The sequence below is a fragment of the Sediminibacterium sp. FW305-C-49 genome (assembly GCF_058231085.1).
In genome coordinates this window covers 159,636-177,749 of record NZ_JBIQXS010000001.1, presented here as the reverse complement: position 1 = coordinate 177,749, position 18,114 = coordinate 159,636, and the positions used below count along the sequence as shown (strand labels likewise).

The following is an 18,114-nucleotide window of genomic DNA, read 5'->3' as shown; positions in this document are numbered from 1 at the left end:
GCCCATAGCAAAACATATTCTCTGCTATGGACTATGGACCATCAATTATGAACTAAAATCTCCTACTATCTCATCTTAAACACCGGATACCGCATATGTGCAGGTTCGTAATACGGTGAATTTTTGTAGACAAAATCTAATTGAGCGCTTGCATTGGCAGCAAATTTTTCATCTGTCTTTTTTCTGGCATCGAGTTCCGCTCTCAGTTCAGGATGTTCTTTGAGGTAAGCGGCTGCCACATCTTCCCAACGATAGTTGCTGTAACCTTCTTTCTGTTGCAGAATGGCATCAAAGAAATTCCAGGAAAAATAACTGTCATCAGCACCGGGTTCAAGCGTTTCAAACAGGAAGCGGTCTGCAGCCTGACCAGTATAAATGAGGTAATCTCCTGCACGGAACTGAATCTTTTGCATTTGTGTGGAGAGTTTTATGCCCGACTGGCGATAATGTTTTTCAAATGCACGGGTAGCTGTTCTGAAATCGCTTATTTTCGACACTTCCACTTCAATCAGTGAATCGTTTTTCAGGCGTTGCATATGCACTTTGTTGATCGTCAATAATTCAATCACTTCATGCCAGCCCTGAGGTATAATATAGGCTTTGGGTTTTTGAACGAATTGTTCTCCTTTGAAGTAATTAAAATATTTGATCTCTCTGGTATAAGGTTTTGTGCGGTCGTAATACATTCTGCTCATGCCGGTAACTTCACTGGGTTTCTGGGCCGATGCATAACCAAGAAAACGTACCATATCGTAACGGGAGGTATCAACTCGATAGGTGAGTGGAAATTCCTGCTGATGGCGAACGCTTTCTATGGCTTTTTGTCTGGTTGATTTAATAGCGCTTGCCTGTTTGGTAGCTTCTTCAAGAAAAGTCTGCATCAATGAATACGTGCTTTTAACCCTTTGTTCAAAAGGTTTGAGCATATGTGTTTCGGGCATGAAAGCCATAGTTTGAAATAAAGTAGCATAGCCACTGCTATAACGGGGGGGATCATAAAAAGCGACCCAGTTTCTTTCAGGATTTCCTCCTTCAAAACTTACATATGGAACCAATGGCCAGCTTTTTTGCTCCATCCCTTTATACAGAGAGGGCTCAAATACATCGTGCAGATAATCGCCCAAAGCAGAATTGAGTTTGCTGTGTTGTGAAGTGAGCAGGGTCATAGTATGCTGATAGTCTGCACCATCACTTACATGATTATCCACCAATATATCAGGATTCAGGAATTGAAAAATACGGGCAAATTCTTTGGCTTCGCGGCTATCGCTTTTAATAAAATCTCTGTTCAGGTCCAGGTTCTGTGCATTGCCCCTGAAACCATAACTAACAGGTCCTTCCTGGTTTACCCTTGAGAAACTGGTTCTGTTCAGACTTCCGCCAATATTGTAAATGGGAACAATACCTAATACTACATTATCAGGGGCTTTAAGTTTGCCTGTAACAAGATCGCGTAAAAGCATCATGCTGGCATCAATACCATCGGGTTCACCCGGATGAATGCCATTGTTGATCATGATCACCACTTTATTCTCTTTGTGCCACTGTACGGGATCATGTTTTAAATCGGTACTGAATAAAACCAGGTGTAACGGTAATCCGGCATCGGTTAGTCCAAATTCTTTGATCTTAATACTGGGAAAAGCAGCATCCAGCTCTTTGTAATAACGAATACATTGCTCATAGGTAACAGTTTCTTTACCAGCCGTTTTTTCAAAAATGGTTTGCCATTTCTGGGCAAATAATGCAGTTGTCAGGAATACTTGTAGGAGAAGCAGTATTTTTTTCATTACTTTCAAGTTGAAAATTTATTCAAAGTAATGGAAAACCCGCATAATATATTACTGGTTGAGGATGAAGCCAAACTCGGGCAGATAATCAGAGATGAATTAAAGCGGCAGGGCTATCTTGTAGATTTAGCTGTTGATGGCAGAGAAGCCGAAAGCTTTTTTAAATCTAAAACTTATTCTATCATCTTACTCGATGTAAACCTGCCATATAAAAGTGGGTTGGAACTTTGTAAAGATTTCAGGGCAGCCAATAAAACAGTGCCCATTGTTATGTTAACTGCCATTGGTCAGATACAGGATAAAGTAGAAGCATTTGAATTGGGCGCGCATGATTATCTGGTAAAACCCTTTCATTTTGAGGAATTATTTGCGAGGGTAAAAGCCCTGCTCAAACGTACGGATAAGCCGGCCGAAGATGAAAAAATTATTGTTGATGACCTCACCATCGATATGAGGAATAAATCGGTAACAAGAGGCGAATTGCAAATTAACCTCACAGCAAAAGAATTCACATTACTCACGCTGCTGGCACGCAACCGCGACAGGGTCATTTCCAAACAAGAAATACTGGAAAAAGTATGGGACCTGAGTTTTGATACGGGCACCAATACCATCGAAGTATACATTAGCTTTCTGCGCAACAAGATTGATAAGCCATTTGAACAAAAACTGATTCATACAAAACCCGGATTTGGTTATTACATCAAATAAAGTAAACCTGGGATGAGTTTTAAACTCCGATTTGCACTACAGTTTGCGTTTGCTGTAGCAATTATTTTACTGATTTGTTTTGTCAGTATTTACTTTTTATATGCCAATCACAGACAACAGGATTTCTATAACAGAATGCGGTCGGAGGGGTTGGAAGTGTACAGGCTTTTATCAAAACTGGAAGGGGAAGACTATAATAAATCTCTGGAACTGATACGTGAAGTACATAGTAGTATTATTGAAGGAGAAGAAATCGTGATCCTCGACTCAAACCGGAATATTCTTTTTTCCATTCCTAAAACAACGGATACTTCAAGGTTCAGCAGGATCTTTCAAAAGATAAATATTGTCGCTGATTATACTGAAATTGATGGCGACCGTCAGTATATAGGATTGTATTTACCACAGCAAAAAATACGAATGGTCATTACAGGTATTGATGAACCGGGTTTAAGCCGGTTGAATAACCTCAAACTTATTTTGCTGATTGTATTTGGTGTGGCATTGGTCATTACAACTTCAATCTCTTTTTTATTTAGTCACCAGGTATCTCAGCCATTGCTTGCCTTGAGTAAACAAATGGAAGCGACCTCAGAAGTGGATTTACGCAAACGTATTCCAGAGAATGCCACTTTTTCTGAAGTCAACCTTGTTGCCAGGAATTTTAATGCCATGCTGGAGAGACTGGAAAAAATATTCGAGTTTCAAAGAAGTTTTGTGCATCATGCTTCACATGAGTTGCGCACACCTCTGGCTACCATGCTGTCGCATACCGAGTCGGCGCTTGCCAACAAGCTCACGGAAGAAGAGTGCCGTATTGTGTTAGGCTCTTTAAAACAGGACCAGGAAAGGATGATTGAACTGACGAATTCACTATTGCTGATTTCGCAGTTTGAACAACAAGGTTTTGATCATTCATGGCCTGTTTGCAGGGTAGATGAAATGCTGTACGACAAGATCAGCATCAACATGAAAATGTTCCCTGATCTGGGAATATCGCTGGTGTTCCTGAATACGCCTTCATCTGACGATGATCTTAACATTCGTGGAAACGAGGCGCTGCTCAAATCGATGTTTAGTAACCTGATTCGTAACGGTTATTATTATTCAACCAATAAAAAGGTAGAAATATTACTGGAAATAACGGAAGATAAGGTATTGGTGCATGTGGAAACCCGTGGCGAACATTTAAGTGAAACGGAGAGAGAAAAAGTGATGATGCCATTCTACAGGGGGGAATATGCCCGTCATAAGAAAACAACAGGTGCCGGACTGGGATTAACCATAGTTCAAAGAATTCTGAACATGCATAAGGGGTCGCTGGTTTATTCACCAATGCCTAACCAGATCAACCGGTTTACGGTCATTTTACCAAAAGCGGCAACGGTATAGTAGAAACAAAAAAACCAGCCCGATGGGCTGGTTAACTATTGTATGCTGAAAATCCGTAAAGGATTAAGCAGTAGTGTTTGCTTTCTTAGCCAGTTTGCTCTTCAGGTTAGCAGCTTTGTTTTTGTGGATGATACCACGCTTTGCTAACTTGTCGATCATAGAAACAACATCAGGCAACTGCTCAGTGTAAGCCTTGGTATCTGTACCGGCTTTCAGTTCACGGATAGCGTTACGGGTAGTTTTACCATAATAACGGTTACGATCGCGACGCTTAGCAGCTTGTCTTACATCTTTCTTAGTAGCTGAATGATTTGCCATGTTCTGTTTTTTTCAGGACGGCAAAGGTAAGGACTGGAAGGCAAACAGGGAAATTTTTATTGAAAAAAGTCGGAAAAGGCTGAAAAGTCAGCAAGACAGTAAGTCCGAAAGACCGAAAGACGGGTTCGCGGGAGTCGATTACCGCCTTTTTTACTCCTTTCTTTCGGACTTTCGGGACTTTCGGACTTTCCCAACTTTTTACATTCACCCACCCATAATTTGGTTAAAAATTAGGCATTTTTTCTGCCTTCAATGACCGATATTTGCCAACCTGTAATTAAAATCAGCAGAATAATATTTACTCATGAAGGATTTTTCGTATATCACAAACTCACATCCAGCTTTTATTGAGCGTCTTTACCAGGAATTTGTTCAGAACCCGGAGGCCATTGACCCTGATATGAGGAAATTTTTTGAGGGTTTTGATTTTGCGGTAGCTAATGGAACTGCCAATGGAAGTACAGCAAGTTCAAACGGACAGGTAGCCACTGCAGCGGAAGGTATCGACTGGATGAAAGAGATCAAGGTATACAGGTTGATCCTTGGTTACAGAAACAAAGGCCATTTATTGGCAAAAACCAATCCAATCCGCACAAGAAAAGACAGGGGGGCTAACCTCGAGTTATCTTTTTTTGGCTTGTCTGATGCAGACATGAACACCACTTACCAGGCAGGTAACCTGATTGGATTGGGCCCTACTACACTCAAAAATATTCTTGCCCATCTCGAACGTTGTTATGCTTCGCATGTAGGTATAGAATTCAAGTACATCAGCGATCAGAAAAAAATTGACTGGCTTACCAATGAAATGGAAAGACAGTTTACGCAACCCCTTTCGCTCGATAAGAAAAAAAGAATCCTGGAAAAACTGAACCAGGGGGTCATGTTTGAAAAATTTCTTCACACCAAATACATCGGTCAGAAAAGGTTTTCACTCGAAGGTGGAGAAACAACGATTGCCGCACTTGATACCATCATCAATACTGCCGCCAATAATGAAGTACAGGAAGTGGTAATTGGTATGGCCCACAGAGGAAGGCTGAATGTGCTTGCCAATATTATGGGTAAAACCTATGAACAGATATTCAGCGAATTTGAAGGTACTGCCGTGATGGATCAGACAATGGGTAGTGGAGATGTAAAATATCATATGGGTTATGGAAGTGAGGTGCAGACAGCCGATGATAAAACCATCCATCTTAAACTCATGCCCAATCCATCGCACCTCGAAGCAGTTGATCCGGTCGTAGTGGGTTTTGCAAGGGCAAAAGCAGATGTTTTATATAAAAGTGATTTCGATAAAATTTTACCGATACTGATTCATGGCGATGCTTCCGTAGCAGGGCAGGGTATTGTGTATGAAGTTTTACAGATGAGCAACCTGCTGGGTTATTATACCGGCGGTACTATTCATTTTGTAATCAATAACCAGATTGGATTTACAACTGATTTTGAAGATGCCCGCAGCGCAGATTATTGTACATCTATCGCATCAATGGTACAGGCACCTGTATTGCATATCAATGGTGATGATGCAGAAGCAGTGGTAAAATGCGCAGAGATTGCTACACGCTATCGCCAGGAATTTAATTCAGATATCTTCATTGATATGGTTTGTTACCGCAAACACGGACACAATGAAGGCGATGATCCAAAGTATACACAACCACAGTTGTATGCGATGATCGACAAACACCAGAATCCCCGTGAAATTTATACACAGTTCCTCATGCAAAACGGTGAACCCGATGCACAACAACTGGCAAAAGAAATGGAGAAAAAATTCTGGGCAGATCTGCAGGAACGTCTGGATGAAGTAAAACAAAATCCATTACCATATAAATATCAGCAACCGGAACTGGTTTGGAAAAGTTTGGGTAAAGCCACTGATGAAGATTTCGATCAGTCACCATCAACAGCTATTCCTGAAGCAGAATTGAAACGCTTATTTGATAAGCTGATGAACTGGCCCGCCGATTTCAAACCATTGAAAAAAGTGGAAAAACTGTTGCAGGATAAAATCAAACTGCTGGAGACTGAGCAGAAAATTGACTGGGCCACTGCAGAATTACTCGCATATAGTTCCATATTGGTTGAAGGAAATATTGTACGCATGAGCGGGCAGGACGTGAAACGTGGCACATTCAGTCATCGTCATGCCATATTGCGTGATGAAAATACGAATGTGGAATATAACCGACTCAACCATTTCCAGGACAACCAGGAAAAGTTCCGCATTTATAATTCATTACTAAGCGAATATGGTGTATTGGGTTTTGAATATGGTTATGCCATGGCCAATCCGAATGCACTTGTAATATGGGAAGCGCAGTTTGGAGATTTCTGTAATGGTGCACAAACCATGATTGACCAGTTTATTGCAGCGGGTGAACAGAAATGGCAACGCCAAAATGGTGTGGTGATGTTATTGCCACATGGTTATGAAGGACAGGGGCCGGAACATAGCAGCGCCCGTCTGGAACGTTTTCTCCAGATGTGTGCCGAATTAAATATGGTGGTAACCAATATCACCACATCCTCGAACTTATTCCATGCACTGCGTAGGCAGTTAACCTGGAACTTCAGAAAACCCATGATCAATTTTTCACCAAAAGCCAACCTGAGAAGTCCGGGTACATACAGTGGCATTGGAGAGTTTACGAATGGTGGCTTTAAGGAATTGATTGATGACAGTTTTGTACATGATGCTTCACAGGTTAAAAAAGTATTGCTCTGTAGCGGTAAAATATATTTTGAACTGGCAGATCAGCAACAAAAAGAAAACAGACAGGATGTTGCGGTGGTAAGACTGGAGCAATTATATCCACTGCCGCATAAACAACTGGAAGCACTGCATAAAAAATACAATAAAGCAACCTGGTTCTGGGTACAGGAAGAACCCCTGAATATGGGAGCAGCTTCTTTCCTGCAGATGAACCTGAAGAGCATCAATTTTGGTGTCATCAGCAGAAATGCAAGTGCAGCAACAGCAACAGGATATGCCAAAGTACATGCGGCTGAACAAGCTGAAATTATCAGCACGGCTTTTGGCATTTAATGATACAATGACAGATTTGAATTTATAAATCATAAACAGGTAATTCCGATGATTGAGATAAAAGTACCAACAGTAGGAGAGTCTATCAATGAGGTAACATTATTAAAGTGGACCAAAAAAGATGGAGAGTGGGTAGAACGTGATGAAGTAATTGCAGAACTGGAAAGTGAGAAAGCTACTTTCGAAGTGAATGCGGAACAGGCAGGTATTCTAACCACTGTTGGTAAAGAAGGCGATACATTGAATATTGGCGACGTGCTTGCAAAGATTGATGAAACGGCTGCTAAACCAGAAGGTCAGGCTGTTGTGAAAGAAGCCCCGACTGCAGCGCCTGCTGTTAAGAATGAAGCACCCGTAACAGCTGTATCAAATGATGTAAAAGCAACACCGGTTGCATCAGCTATTATCGCTGATAAAAAAGTAGATCCCAGTTCCATCAAAGCAACAGGAGCGGGTGGTAAAATTGTAAAACATGATGTGCTGGAAGCATTATCCAACCCTGGCAAAAAATCATTGGCGGCAGGCGGAGAATTGTTTAGCAGAAATGTTCGTCAGGAAAAAATGAGCAACCTGCGCAAAACCATCAGTAAACGTTTGGTGGAAGCTAAAAATACCACGGCCATGTTAACCACTTTTAATGAGGTTGATATGACACGTATTATGGATGTGCGTAAACAATACAAAGACAAGTTCAAAGAAATACATGGTGTAAACTTGGGCTTTATGAGCTTCTTTGCAAAAGCCTGTGCGATTGCATTGGGTGAATGGCCCTCTGTCAATGCATACATTGATGGAGACCAGTTGGTATACCATGATTATGCAGACATCAGTATTGCAGTGAGTACTCCCCGCGGACTTACCGTACCCGTGATGCGAAATGTAGAAAGCCTGAGCATGGCCGATGTAGAGAAAAAAGTAGTAGAACTGGCTGGTAAAGCAAGAGACAGTAAATTAACGGCCGATGAACTGCAGGGTGGAACTTTTACCATAACAAATGGAGGTGTATTTGGTAGTTTAATGAGTACACCTATTATTAATATTCCTCAAAGTGCCATTTTAGGCATGCATAAAATACAGGAAAGACCCATGGCCATAAATGGTCAGGTGGTTATTCGTCCGATGATGTACCTGGCACTTAGTTATGACCATCGTATCATCGACGGAAGGGAAAGTGTAAGTTTTCTGGTACGTGTAAAAGAGTTACTCGAAAATCCTGAACTCCTCCTTTTTGGTAAGGACCCTGTGAAGACATTGCTCGAAGTCTAACAATTTGATTGTAAAGAAATTACTGTAACTTGATAGGAATATGTTTTATCATGATGGCAAAATCATGATAAAACATATATCCAATGTGATGAACTTAGCCCATGATGCGATTCCAGTCATATTTTAATACTGCCGTTGCACTGATACAAGGATACAATGGAACAACGCCATTGGTTCATTATCTTAAACAATATTTTGCTACTGAGAAGAAACACGGAGCCAAAGACCGTAAATACATTGCTCATCTTTGTTACAGTTATTATCGTTTGGGTCATGCATTAAAAGAAGTAACGGTAAAAGAGCGTTTGCGTATTGCAATATTCTTTGCAGAGAAAGCGCCGGGATATTGGAATGGTTTATATAAACCTGACTGGATTAAAAACTGGAGCGATGATCTTGTAGCAAGGGTAGCTTATATAGAGCAGCAGTATCCCATATTCAGCATACAGCATATTTATCCATGGAAAGAAGAGATGAGCGTTGGCGTTGACCTGCCCGATTTATGCTACGCACAATTTACACAACCAGACCTATTCATCCGCTTACGTCCGGGAAAAGAAGATCAGGTAAGGCAGAAATTAAAGACAGCAGAAATTTCATTCACTGAAATGGGGAATAATAGCCTGTCAATGGTAAATGGTACGAAACTGGATACGGTATTGGAAATTGATGAAGAAGCTGTGATACAGGATTTGAATTCACAGCGTGTACAGCAGTTTTTCCCAGTCGATATTTCATCATCTCCTGTACAGGTATGGGATTGTTGTGCTGCAAGCGGGGGTAAATCAATATTGGCAAAAGATGTATTAAAGAATATTGAGCTTACCGTTTCAGATGCACGCAATTCGATCTTGCATAATCTTCAATCCCGTTTTGAAAGAGCAAAACTTACCCGCTACAACGCTTTCCAGGCCGATTTATCAACCTCTACTTTTCAGCCCCCAGAAACTGCTTTTGACTTGGTCATCTGTGATGCACCCTGCACAGGAAGTGGAACATGGTCGAGAACGCCGGAACAGCTTTATTTTTTTGGAACTGATAAAATCACACTTTTTACGGCATTACAGAAAAAGATCAGTCAGAACATCGTTCAGACCATCAAGCCAGACGGGTATTTATTGTATATCACCTGTTCACTGTTCAAAAGAGAGAATGAAGAAATCGTAAGTGTTCTTTTAGCACAAAATGAATCACTCGAGCTGGTGAAACAGGAATTGCTGAAAGGGTATCATCAAAAATCCGACAGCATGTTTGTAGCGCTGTTGAAGAAGAAATCGTAGGTCCTTAGCCAGGTAATAATTCACCACGTTGAATGATACCTCCCCCGATTACATCATTCCCTTCGTAAAAAACGGCGCTTTGTCCGGGAGCTATACTTTTTACATTTTCGTAAAAATGAGCACGTATGCCATTTTCGCTGGTATACAAATTAGATAAAGCACCGCGATCTTTATAACGAATACGAGTGATGGCTTCCATTCCATCTGTAATTCCATCGTATTTGATCCAGTTGATTTTTCCAACCAGCATATCGTTTTGTTCCAGATCGTTTTCATCGCCTAATACTACTGTATTTGTATCGGGGTCAATCGCAGTTACATAAGCTGGTTTACCCAAAGCAATATCCAACCCTTTTCTTTGTCCAATAGTATAAAATGGGTAGCCTTTGTGACGACCTAACTTGTTACCGGTTTTGTCAACAAACCAGCCGCCGTTTACTTTTTCTTCCAGCCCATCCACATTTCTTTTGAGAAAACCGCGGTAATCATTGTCGGGTACAAAACAAATTTCGTAGCTCTCACTTTTTTTAGCCAGTTCAGGATACCCCATGTCCATCGCCATTTGGCGGATGTCTTTTTTGTGGTATTTCCCCAGTGGCATCATGGTACGGCTCAGTAGTTCCTGATTGAGCCCCCATAATACATAACTCTGGTCTTTTGTTTCATCCAATCCTTTGCTGATAACATAGCGACCGTTATCATGTTGTCTTACTTCTGCATAATGTCCGGTTGCAATAAAATCGCAATTGAGTGCATTGGCTCTTTTAAGCAGGGCCCGCCATTTAATATGGGTATTGCACATTACACAGGGGTTGGGCGTACGGCCGGCCATATATTCTTCTACAAAGTTCTCGATCACAAAATCACCGAACTCTTCCCTGATATCTAAAATAAAATGCGGAAATCCATGGTGTACTGCGGCCTGTCTGGCATCGTTGAATGAATCTATATTACAACAGCCCGTCTCTTTCGAACTGGTGCCGCTGCTGGCATAATCCCAGGTTTTCATGGTAATACCCACTACTTCGTACCCTTCATGGTGTAACATGAGTGCCGTAACGGTACTGTCTATACCGCCACTCATTGCCACCAACACTTTTCCTTTACGGCTCATGACTCAACATATTAGTCTGCAAAAATACGATAACATGCCGAAATAAGCGTTTGAATGACGGCTTACATACCTCTACTGGTTTTCGAAAAACGAAAAACAGTCTGGTTACGGGTACCATTTTCCCGGTCAGCAATCCAATTAAGGCAGGGGAGAGCAAAATTTGCGGGAAATACGGTAATCGTGTATATCCATTTTCCCGATATTTACCGAAACTGTTTGTTATGATAAAATTATTAGTGATCGGAAACTTAGGCAAGGATGCCATTCTGAATAACGTAAATGGTAAAAATGTCATCAATTTTACCGTGGCCCATACTGAGCGATATAAAGATGCACAGGGTACACAAAAAGATCGTACCGTTTGGGTTGACTGTTCATACTGGACCGACCGAACAGGTGTTGTTCCTTACCTGAAAAAAGGAACGCAAGTGTATGTGGAAGGAAACCCTGATGTAAGAACCTATACCACACAGGATGGCCGTAACGGCGCTACGCTTACTCTTCGTGTATTGAGTATTCAGTTAATCGGTACAAAAGGAAACGAAGGGGGAGCACCTCAGTCGCAGAGTAGTTATGGTAATGCACCTGCTGCACCAGCGTATAATAGTCAGCCAGCCGTAAATTCGCCTAACGAGCTTACTGAGCCAATGGATGATTTACCGTTCTAAATTCGTCATGTAACACATTAATTATTAATGTGTTGCTTCAAATATTGCGTAGAACTACGTAAGAAAATGCGTAGTTCTACGTAGTGTTTTTTTTTCCAATCGGGATATTATTGCTGTTGAAAGAAACAGAATAGTTGAAAGAAATATTTGACAAACTGATTCTTGAAAACAGGTCAGCTAGTGCCATTGGAAAAAACGCTAACTGATATTAGAGCGGGTTGGTTCATGGGGGGATCAGCCCGTTCCTGTTTTAATCAAGAATAAGCAAATAATATGAATCATTCTATTTCTTTAGAACAGGCTGTCGCAATGACGAGCCTCTATCGTTCAGCTATACCCGAGGGTATGCCTGTTTCGGAAACTTTCGGTATAACAAGTATGAACGCTTTATTATCGCAAACCGGCTGCACAGCCTTGCGTATTTATCATGGTAAGCAAACAGATGGAACAATTCATGCTATTTTAGTGGGCGTAAATGAAAAAGGGGAGGATATAACTGAAGGAATTCTTTTAGAAGAAGGAAATAGATGTCCGCCATATTGCCCACCAACTTCAATTTTGAGTAAATAAACATTAACTATTTTGGCCGATATATTTTCATATGGTACACTTTTTCTGGCTATTCTCTCAATAGTGTTTTTATACCTGTATAGGAAAAGTATTGATCAATTATTTCTTCCATTTGCAGTATTTACCGGCCTTGCTTTTCTTGGAGATGTAATAATAAAACTGGTTATTGCATCAGGACAACATTCTGCAGTTTATGCGAATTGTTATGTGTTAATTGAATTTCCGGTTTTTTTATGGATGTATTATACCTGGAGCTCAAAAAAAAATGTGCTTTTATTTGTTCTGTTATTTATAATAGGTTTACTTGTTTGGATTTATGATAATTTTATCTATAGTAGTATTACCATTACTACTTCTGTATACAGGATTTATTATTCAATAGTATTAATTTTTTGTTCTGTCAATCAAACCAATAAAATTATTTTTTCAGATCAAGATAATATCTGGAAAGACACCATTTTTATAGTCAGTGTGGTCAGTATAGTGTATTATAGTTTTCGGGCTTTTATTGAAAGCATGTTCTTTTTTCAGACTGAAATGAGTAATCAGTTTATGCGAGATGTGTATCTTATCATGATGTTTGTGAATTTTTTCTCACATTTGATTTATACATTAGCAATTTTATGCATCCCAACGAGGAAAGAATTTACTTTACGGTACTGATTACTGCATCCATCATTGGGCTGATCCTTTTATTTTTTCTTGTTACCATTATCCGGCAACACAGAAAAAGAGTAAAACTTTACAACGAAAAGTTGAGAATGGAAGTAGAACTCCTGGAAACGGAAAGGGCCAGGATAGCTTCCGACTTACACGATGACATCGGCCCCCTGCTCTCAGCTATTAAAATGAATTTGCACCTGCTCGATACCACAGACAAAAATGACCTGATGATCATCGGAAAAACTACCGGGCATATAGATCATACCGCTAAACGGTTGAGAGAAATTTCAAATAATATTATGCCTTATACGCTACAGTCGAAAGGATTGATTAAGGCCATTCAGGAGATGATTGATCTATTGTCTGCAGCCACAGAACTGCGTTTTTCTTTTGATTACCAGCTTCCGGAAATGCCAGTCAGCAAAGAGAAAGAAATACATATCTATCGCTTATTACAGGAAGTATTGAACAATGTAGTAAAGCATGCCAATGCAACACAGATCGATATAAAAATGTACGAAGAAAAAAAGCAATACTGTATTGATATCAGTGATAACGGTGCCGGGTTCGATCAACAGGCGGCGATGGAGCGGAAAAAAGGACTGGGTCTGCAAAATATACTCAGGCGAACCGAAATTTTAAAAGGGAAAGTTTATCTTGAAACGGCACCTGGTAAAGGAACAAGTTATCATTTCAGTATCCCACAATCTTAATATGGAACAGGTTTCACAAATAACCGTAATCATTGCCGATGACCATGATATTTACCGTGACGGGCTTTTCATGTTGTTAACCAAAGACCCCATCATCAAAGTAGTTGGCGATGCAGTAAATGGAAAACAACTGGTTCGCTTGTTCAAAGAATTCCATCCCGATATTGTTTTAACAGACCTCCGGATGCCGGAGTTAGACGGTGTATCTGCTATTCGCGAAATGGTACAATTAAAACCGGATGCAAAAATCATAGCCCTCTCTACTTTCGATAGCGATACCATGGTAACAGATGCACTTGAAGCCGGGGCTATGGGGTATATCGTTAAAAATGCAGAGCGAGGGGAAGTTACAGAAGCCATCAGAATGGTGTATGCAGGCAATCCTTATTACTGTAAAACAACTTCTAACCGGTTAGTACGGTTAATTGCCAAAAGCGACTTTAACCCATATAATATATCCAGCCCCAAACTTTTCTCAGATAAAGAAAGAGAAATCATTAAGCTCATTTGTGAAGAGAAAACAAGTAAGGAAATTGGTGAAATTCTTTTTATGAGTCCCAGAACAGTAGAAGGGCATCGTACAAAGATTCTTGAAAAAATGAATGTCAAAACCACAGCAGGCATCGCAATCTATGCCTTGAAAAACGGGTTTTATTATTTGGAAGACTAGTACGGTCTTCTTCTGTTGTAAACTGTTTACTACTTCAACCCCCTCCTGCAACGCAACAGTTTTGTACCTTGCACATATGGACCAGATTTTTTCTTACGAATCGCTTTACCAGTTTACCTATGGCGTATTAAAAGCCATGCGATGTTCTGATAAAGATGCTACTACTGCAACAACCGTTCTGCTTTCTGCAGACCTCAGGGGTATCGATAGTCATGGGGTAGCGCGGTTAAGTGGTTATGTGCGTTTATGGGAGGTGCAAAGAATAAATGCCACACCGGATATCAAAATTGTACATGAAACACCCTCTACCGCTGTGGTTGACGGCGATGCAGGACTTGGACTCGTAGTGGCACCCTATGCTATGCAGGTAGCTATCGAAAAAGCAAAAATGGCCGGTACCGGATGGGTAAGTGTACGGAATACCAATCATTTTGGTATCGCAGGTTATCATGCGATGATGGCTTTGCAGCATGATATGATTGGTATGGCCATGACCAATGCAAGTGCATTGGTAGCACCAACTTTTTCTATTGAAAGAATGCTGGGAACCAATCCCATTGCTGTAGCCATACCCGCCGGCACAGAACCTGCTTTTGTTGCAGATATGGCAACCACCACTGCTGCCAATGGCAAACTGGAAATCCTACAAAGAAAAGATGCTGAAGCTCCATTGGGTTGGGTACAGGATAAAGAAGGAAATGCGTCAACAGATGCCAATATTTTAAAGAAACAAGGTGCTTTATTGCCTCTTGGAAGTGATCGTGAACATGGTAGTCATAAAGGATATGCATTGGGATCAATCGTCGATATTTTTTCAGCTGTTTTAAGTGGAGGTAGTTATGGTCCCTGGGCACCACCATTCCCCGCCTACGTACCCATGCCGGAGAATATGCCCGGTAAAGGACTGGGACATTTTTTTGGTGCAATGCGAATTGATGCATTCAGGCCAGCAGAAGAATTTAAACAACATATGGATAACTGGATCAATAGATTCAGGAATGCCACACCAGCACCCGGACATGAAAAGGTACTCATACCAGGTGATCCGGAAAGGGAGTATGAGACTGAAAGAAAAGCAAAAGGAATTCCTATTGTGGCATCGGTAGTTGAGGATCTAAAGGCAGTGGGAGAGCGATTTGGGATAAGTCTGGTTAACTAACGGCCGTTATCTAAAATCCTGCAAATTTATACCCACCATCTTTTACCTTTGCCCCTCATTTAACAAACATCTAAACCGGGAGGAGGATTTATGAAAGTAATGAAGTTCGGCGGCACCAGTGTTGGTAAGCCGGAACGTATGCGACAGGTATCACAACTGATTACAAAAGATACTGAATCGAAGATTGTGGTATTGAGTGCACTCAGTGGTACTACCAATGCATTGGTTGATATCAGTAACAGTTTATCAGAAGGAAACAGGGAAGTGGCGAAACAGAAGATAGATCAACTCGAATCACATTACCGGAATTTTGTTCTGGACCTGGTAAAAACAGATCCCCTTCGTACAAAAGCCAATGCAGTAGTTTCAGAACATTTTGAGTTCCTCAATATTATCCTTCGTATTTCCTTTAGTGAAGCACTGAATAAAGACATCCTCGCACAAGGTGAGTTGATGAGTACCAAACTCTTCTGTTGTTACCTGGAAGAACAGGGTATTGAGCATATGTTGTTGCCAGCCCTCGAATTCATGACCATCGATGCAAATGAAGAACCTCAGTTAGCTGTCATCAAAACAAAATTGAACCAGATCCTTCAGCAGCATACGGATAAAAACATATTTATTACACAGGGCTATATCTGCAGAAATGCCAGAGGTGAGGTAGATAACCTGAAACGTGGTGGAAGCGATTATACGGCATCATTGGTGGCAGCAGCCATTAACGGATCGGTTTGTGAGATATGGACCGATATTGATGGTATGCACAATAACGATCCACGTATTGTAAGTAAAACCGTAGCCATTGAACAATTGAGTTTTGATGAGGCAGCGGAACTGGCTTATTTTGGTGCAAAGATTCTGCATCCCACCTGTATCTGGCCGGCACAACAGGAAAATGTACCGGTAAAATTGTTAAATACCATGCAGCCAGATGCTGCCGGAACAGTGATCACCAAAGAAGCAGGTAGTGTAGGCGTAAAAGCTGTAGCAGCCAAAGATGGTATCATCGCCATCAAAATCAAAAGCAGTCGTATGTTATTGGCGTATGGTTTTTTGCGTAAAGTATTTGAAGTATTTGAAAAATACCGGACATCCATTGATATGATCACCACATCGGAAGTAGCTGTATCTGTTACCATTGATACCGATGAAGCCTTAGCAGGTATTGTAAAAGAACTGGAACCCTTCGGAACAGTGGAAGTAGAGAAAAACCAGACCATTGTATCAATTGTAGGTAACGAGATAGCACAAACAGAACTGGTATTACAAAAACTGTTCAATGCCATCCAGGAAATACCGGTAACCATGGTGAGTTATGGAGGAAGTCCACATAATATTTCCCTGCTGGTACCCAGTGAACACAAAACCAAAACATTGCAACTATTAAACAGCGGACTTTTTGGTCTGTAACAATGTTAAAAGAGGTTAATATTTAAGCCATCCATTTTTCCGGATGGCTTTTTTCATTGAAATTGTTGTTTTTAAAACTGGTTATGAGGATTGGATTGTTTTTTCTCCTTTTTTGTTTTGCAATGCAGGCAACAGCACAAAATGTGCTGAAAGGGAAAGTGCTGGCTGCCGATACCAAACAACCCATACACCTGGCCAATGTGTTTCTTAGTAATACCTCTATAGGAACTGTAACCAACGCTGAAGGTTTGTTTACACTGGATCATTTTCCACAGGGCAGGTACGATGTTGTTGTTTCATGTATAGGGTATGAGTCGTATGTGGTAACCATTCAGTATGCACAGTTGCCACTTATCATTGAAGTAAACCTCAAACCAAGAATTAATATCCTTGATGAAGTAATAGTAGAACCATACGAAAAAAACGGGTGGGATAAATACGGTCAGTTTTTCCTTGATAATTTTGTTGGAACATCTGCATTAGCCAAAGACTGTAAACTCAAAAACCCGCAAACAGTTCGCTTCAGATACAATAAAAAAGATAATATTCTCCGGGCTTTTGCCGATGAACCTATTGTACTCGAAAACCGTGCACTGGGTTATATACTGAAATACGATCTCAAAACATTCGAATACAATTACAGTACCCGCATTTTTTATTTCCAGGGTTATCCCTTGTTTGAAGAAATGGAGACGGAAAGAAAAAGGTTGCTGAAAAGATGGGAGGAAAAAAGAGCAGATGCTTATTACGGATCGCTTATGCACTTTATGCGATCTGTATTCAGGAATAAGCTTGTTGAAGAAGGCTTCGAAGCAAGAAAACTCATTAAAATAAGCGAGGAAGAAAAGAAAAGAGTTAGAGCGCTTTTTAACAAACGTGCTTATGCTAATTCAACCGGTAGAATTGTTGTAAATGACAGTATACTTGGACAGGGTAATTTGGACAGTGCACAGTATTATCGAAAAGTAATGAATCAGCCTGAAAAAATGAATGTATTAATCAATAAAGTATTGACTGGCGATAGCATGGCTTTTGCGATAGACAGTTTTACCGCGGGTTTATTCTTTGAAGACTATTTACAGGTAATTTATTTATACAAACAGGTACCGGATGAATACGTACAGGCAAACCGATTGTCTGCCCAACCTAAAACCCCGGTTGTATCAGAGATATCATTACCACGAAAGAAAACCATTGCCGTATTAGCCAATGGTAGCTATTATGAAGGTATTGATTTGATTTCATCAGGTTATTGGGGCTGGTGGGAAAAACTGGCTACCATGCTTCCCTACGATTACAAACCTCCGCCTCGAAAAACCGATTAATAAAATA

The 18,114-nt window shown here is 40.7% G+C and carries 15 protein-coding genes; 12 read left to right on the top strand and 3 right to left on the bottom strand.

The annotated features are described in order from the left end of the window. Positions 1–65: 65 nt before the first annotated feature. Positions 66–1,790: a M14 family metallopeptidase gene (locus tag ACH3Z1_RS00735; RefSeq protein ID WP_490819927.1), complete on the bottom strand. Its 1,725-nt coding sequence runs from the start codon at positions 1,788–1,790 to the stop codon at positions 66–68. A gap of 30 nt (positions 1,791–1,820) precedes the next feature. Between ACH3Z1_RS00735 and ACH3Z1_RS00730 the strand changes: the two genes are divergently transcribed. Both ACH3Z1_RS00730 and ACH3Z1_RS00725 read left to right on the top strand, forming a co-directional pair. Then, positions 1,821–2,501: a response regulator transcription factor gene (locus tag ACH3Z1_RS00730; RefSeq protein WP_490819926.1), complete on the top strand. Its 681-nt coding sequence runs from the start codon at positions 1,821–1,823 to the stop codon at positions 2,499–2,501. 12 nt (positions 2,502–2,513) lie between these two features. Then, a complete protein-coding gene (locus ACH3Z1_RS00725; RefSeq protein WP_490819925.1) occupies positions 2,514–3,893 on the top strand; it encodes a sensor histidine kinase in 1,380 nt (459 codons plus the stop codon). 63 nt (positions 3,894–3,956) lie between these two features. On the opposite strand, the gene rpsT is transcribed toward ACH3Z1_RS00725, so the two are convergent. Next, a complete protein-coding gene (gene rpsT, locus ACH3Z1_RS00720; protein WP_490819924.1) occupies positions 3,957–4,211 on the bottom strand; it encodes a 30S ribosomal protein S20 in 255 nt (84 codons plus the stop codon). Between the two features lie 304 nt (positions 4,212–4,515). On the opposite strand from rpsT, the gene ACH3Z1_RS00715 reads away from it, so the two are divergent. The 3 genes from ACH3Z1_RS00715 (at position 4,516) to ACH3Z1_RS00705 (ending at position 9,815) form a co-directional block, all read left to right on the top strand. After that, complete coding sequence (locus ACH3Z1_RS00715; RefSeq protein WP_490819923.1) at positions 4,516–7,269, top strand: 2-oxoglutarate dehydrogenase E1 component; 2,754 nt, start codon at positions 4,516–4,518, stop codon at positions 7,267–7,269. Between the two features lie 48 nt (positions 7,270–7,317). Beyond that, complete coding sequence (odhB, locus tag ACH3Z1_RS00710) at positions 7,318–8,535, top strand: 2-oxoglutarate dehydrogenase complex dihydrolipoyllysine-residue succinyltransferase (RefSeq protein ID WP_490819922.1); 1,218 nt, start codon at positions 7,318–7,320, stop codon at positions 8,533–8,535. Positions 8,536–8,636: 101 nt separating this feature from the next. Beyond that, positions 8,637–9,815, top strand: a complete 1,179-nt coding sequence (locus tag ACH3Z1_RS00705; RefSeq protein ID WP_490819921.1) for an RsmB/NOP family class I SAM-dependent RNA methyltransferase — start codon at positions 8,637–8,639, stop codon at positions 9,813–9,815. Positions 9,816–9,819: 4 nt separating this feature from the next. On the opposite strand, the gene mnmA is transcribed toward ACH3Z1_RS00705, so the two are convergent. Further along, complete coding sequence (gene mnmA / locus ACH3Z1_RS00700; protein WP_490819920.1) at positions 9,820–10,929, bottom strand: tRNA 2-thiouridine(34) synthase MnmA; 1,110 nt, start codon at positions 10,927–10,929, stop codon at positions 9,820–9,822. A 221-nt stretch (positions 10,930–11,150) separates the two neighbouring features. On the opposite strand from mnmA, the gene ACH3Z1_RS00695 reads away from it, so the two are divergent. The 7 genes from ACH3Z1_RS00695 (at position 11,151) to ACH3Z1_RS00665 (ending at position 18,107) form a co-directional block, all read left to right on the top strand. After that, positions 11,151–11,597, top strand: coding sequence for a single-stranded DNA-binding protein (locus ACH3Z1_RS00695; RefSeq protein ID WP_490819919.1), 447 nt, complete (start codon positions 11,151–11,153; stop codon positions 11,595–11,597). 273 nt (positions 11,598–11,870) lie between these two features. Beyond that, complete coding sequence (locus ACH3Z1_RS00690) at positions 11,871–12,167, top strand: hypothetical protein (RefSeq protein WP_490819918.1); 297 nt, start codon at positions 11,871–11,873, stop codon at positions 12,165–12,167. A gap of 623 nt (positions 12,168–12,790) precedes the next feature. Beyond that, entirely contained in the window at positions 12,791–13,543 is a 753-nt protein-coding gene (locus ACH3Z1_RS00685) for a sensor histidine kinase (RefSeq protein WP_490819917.1), read from the top strand. 1 nt (position 13,544) lies between these two features. Continuing rightward, positions 13,545–14,213, top strand: a complete 669-nt coding sequence (locus ACH3Z1_RS00680) for a response regulator (protein WP_490819916.1) — start codon at positions 13,545–13,547, stop codon at positions 14,211–14,213. A gap of 76 nt (positions 14,214–14,289) precedes the next feature. Continuing rightward, a complete protein-coding gene (locus ACH3Z1_RS00675) occupies positions 14,290–15,372 on the top strand; it encodes an Ldh family oxidoreductase (protein WP_490819915.1) in 1,083 nt (360 codons plus the stop codon). A 90-nt stretch (positions 15,373–15,462) separates the two neighbouring features. Next, positions 15,463–16,782, top strand: coding sequence for an aspartate kinase (locus ACH3Z1_RS00670; protein ID WP_490819914.1), 1,320 nt, complete (start codon positions 15,463–15,465; stop codon positions 16,780–16,782). Between the two features lie 83 nt (positions 16,783–16,865). After that, positions 16,866–18,107, top strand: a complete 1,242-nt coding sequence (locus ACH3Z1_RS00665; RefSeq protein ID WP_490819913.1) for a carboxypeptidase-like regulatory domain-containing protein — start codon at positions 16,866–16,868, stop codon at positions 18,105–18,107. The last annotated feature ends 7 nt before the right edge of the window (positions 18,108–18,114 follow it).

Coding starts and splice junctions, on each gene's coding strand:
- ACH3Z1_RS00735 (WP_490819927.1), bottom strand. CDS start 1,790: ATGAAAAAAATACTGCTTCTCCTACAAGTATTCCTGACAACTGCATTA.
- ACH3Z1_RS00730 (WP_490819926.1), top strand. CDS start 1,821: ATGGAAAACCCGCATAATATATTACTGGTTGAGGATGAAGCCAAACTC.
- ACH3Z1_RS00725 (WP_490819925.1), top strand. CDS start 2,514: ATGAGTTTTAAACTCCGATTTGCACTACAGTTTGCGTTTGCTGTAGCA.
- rpsT (WP_490819924.1), bottom strand. CDS start 4,211: ATGGCAAATCATTCAGCTACTAAGAAAGATGTAAGACAAGCTGCTAAG.
- ACH3Z1_RS00715 (WP_490819923.1), top strand. CDS start 4,516: ATGAAGGATTTTTCGTATATCACAAACTCACATCCAGCTTTTATTGAG.
- odhB (WP_490819922.1), top strand. CDS start 7,318: ATGATTGAGATAAAAGTACCAACAGTAGGAGAGTCTATCAATGAGGTA.
- ACH3Z1_RS00705 (WP_490819921.1), top strand. CDS start 8,637: ATGATGCGATTCCAGTCATATTTTAATACTGCCGTTGCACTGATACAA.
- mnmA (WP_490819920.1), bottom strand. CDS start 10,929: ATGAGCCGTAAAGGAAAAGTGTTGGTGGCAATGAGTGGCGGTATAGAC.
- ACH3Z1_RS00695 (WP_490819919.1), top strand. CDS start 11,151: ATGATAAAATTATTAGTGATCGGAAACTTAGGCAAGGATGCCATTCTG.
- ACH3Z1_RS00690 (WP_490819918.1), top strand. CDS start 11,871: ATGAATCATTCTATTTCTTTAGAACAGGCTGTCGCAATGACGAGCCTC.
- ACH3Z1_RS00685 (WP_490819917.1), top strand. CDS start 12,791: ATGCATCCCAACGAGGAAAGAATTTACTTTACGGTACTGATTACTGCA.
- ACH3Z1_RS00680 (WP_490819916.1), top strand. CDS start 13,545: ATGGAACAGGTTTCACAAATAACCGTAATCATTGCCGATGACCATGAT.
- ACH3Z1_RS00675 (WP_490819915.1), top strand. CDS start 14,290: ATGGACCAGATTTTTTCTTACGAATCGCTTTACCAGTTTACCTATGGC.
- ACH3Z1_RS00670 (WP_490819914.1), top strand. CDS start 15,463: ATGAAAGTAATGAAGTTCGGCGGCACCAGTGTTGGTAAGCCGGAACGT.
- ACH3Z1_RS00665 (WP_490819913.1), top strand. CDS start 16,866: ATGAGGATTGGATTGTTTTTTCTCCTTTTTTGTTTTGCAATGCAGGCA.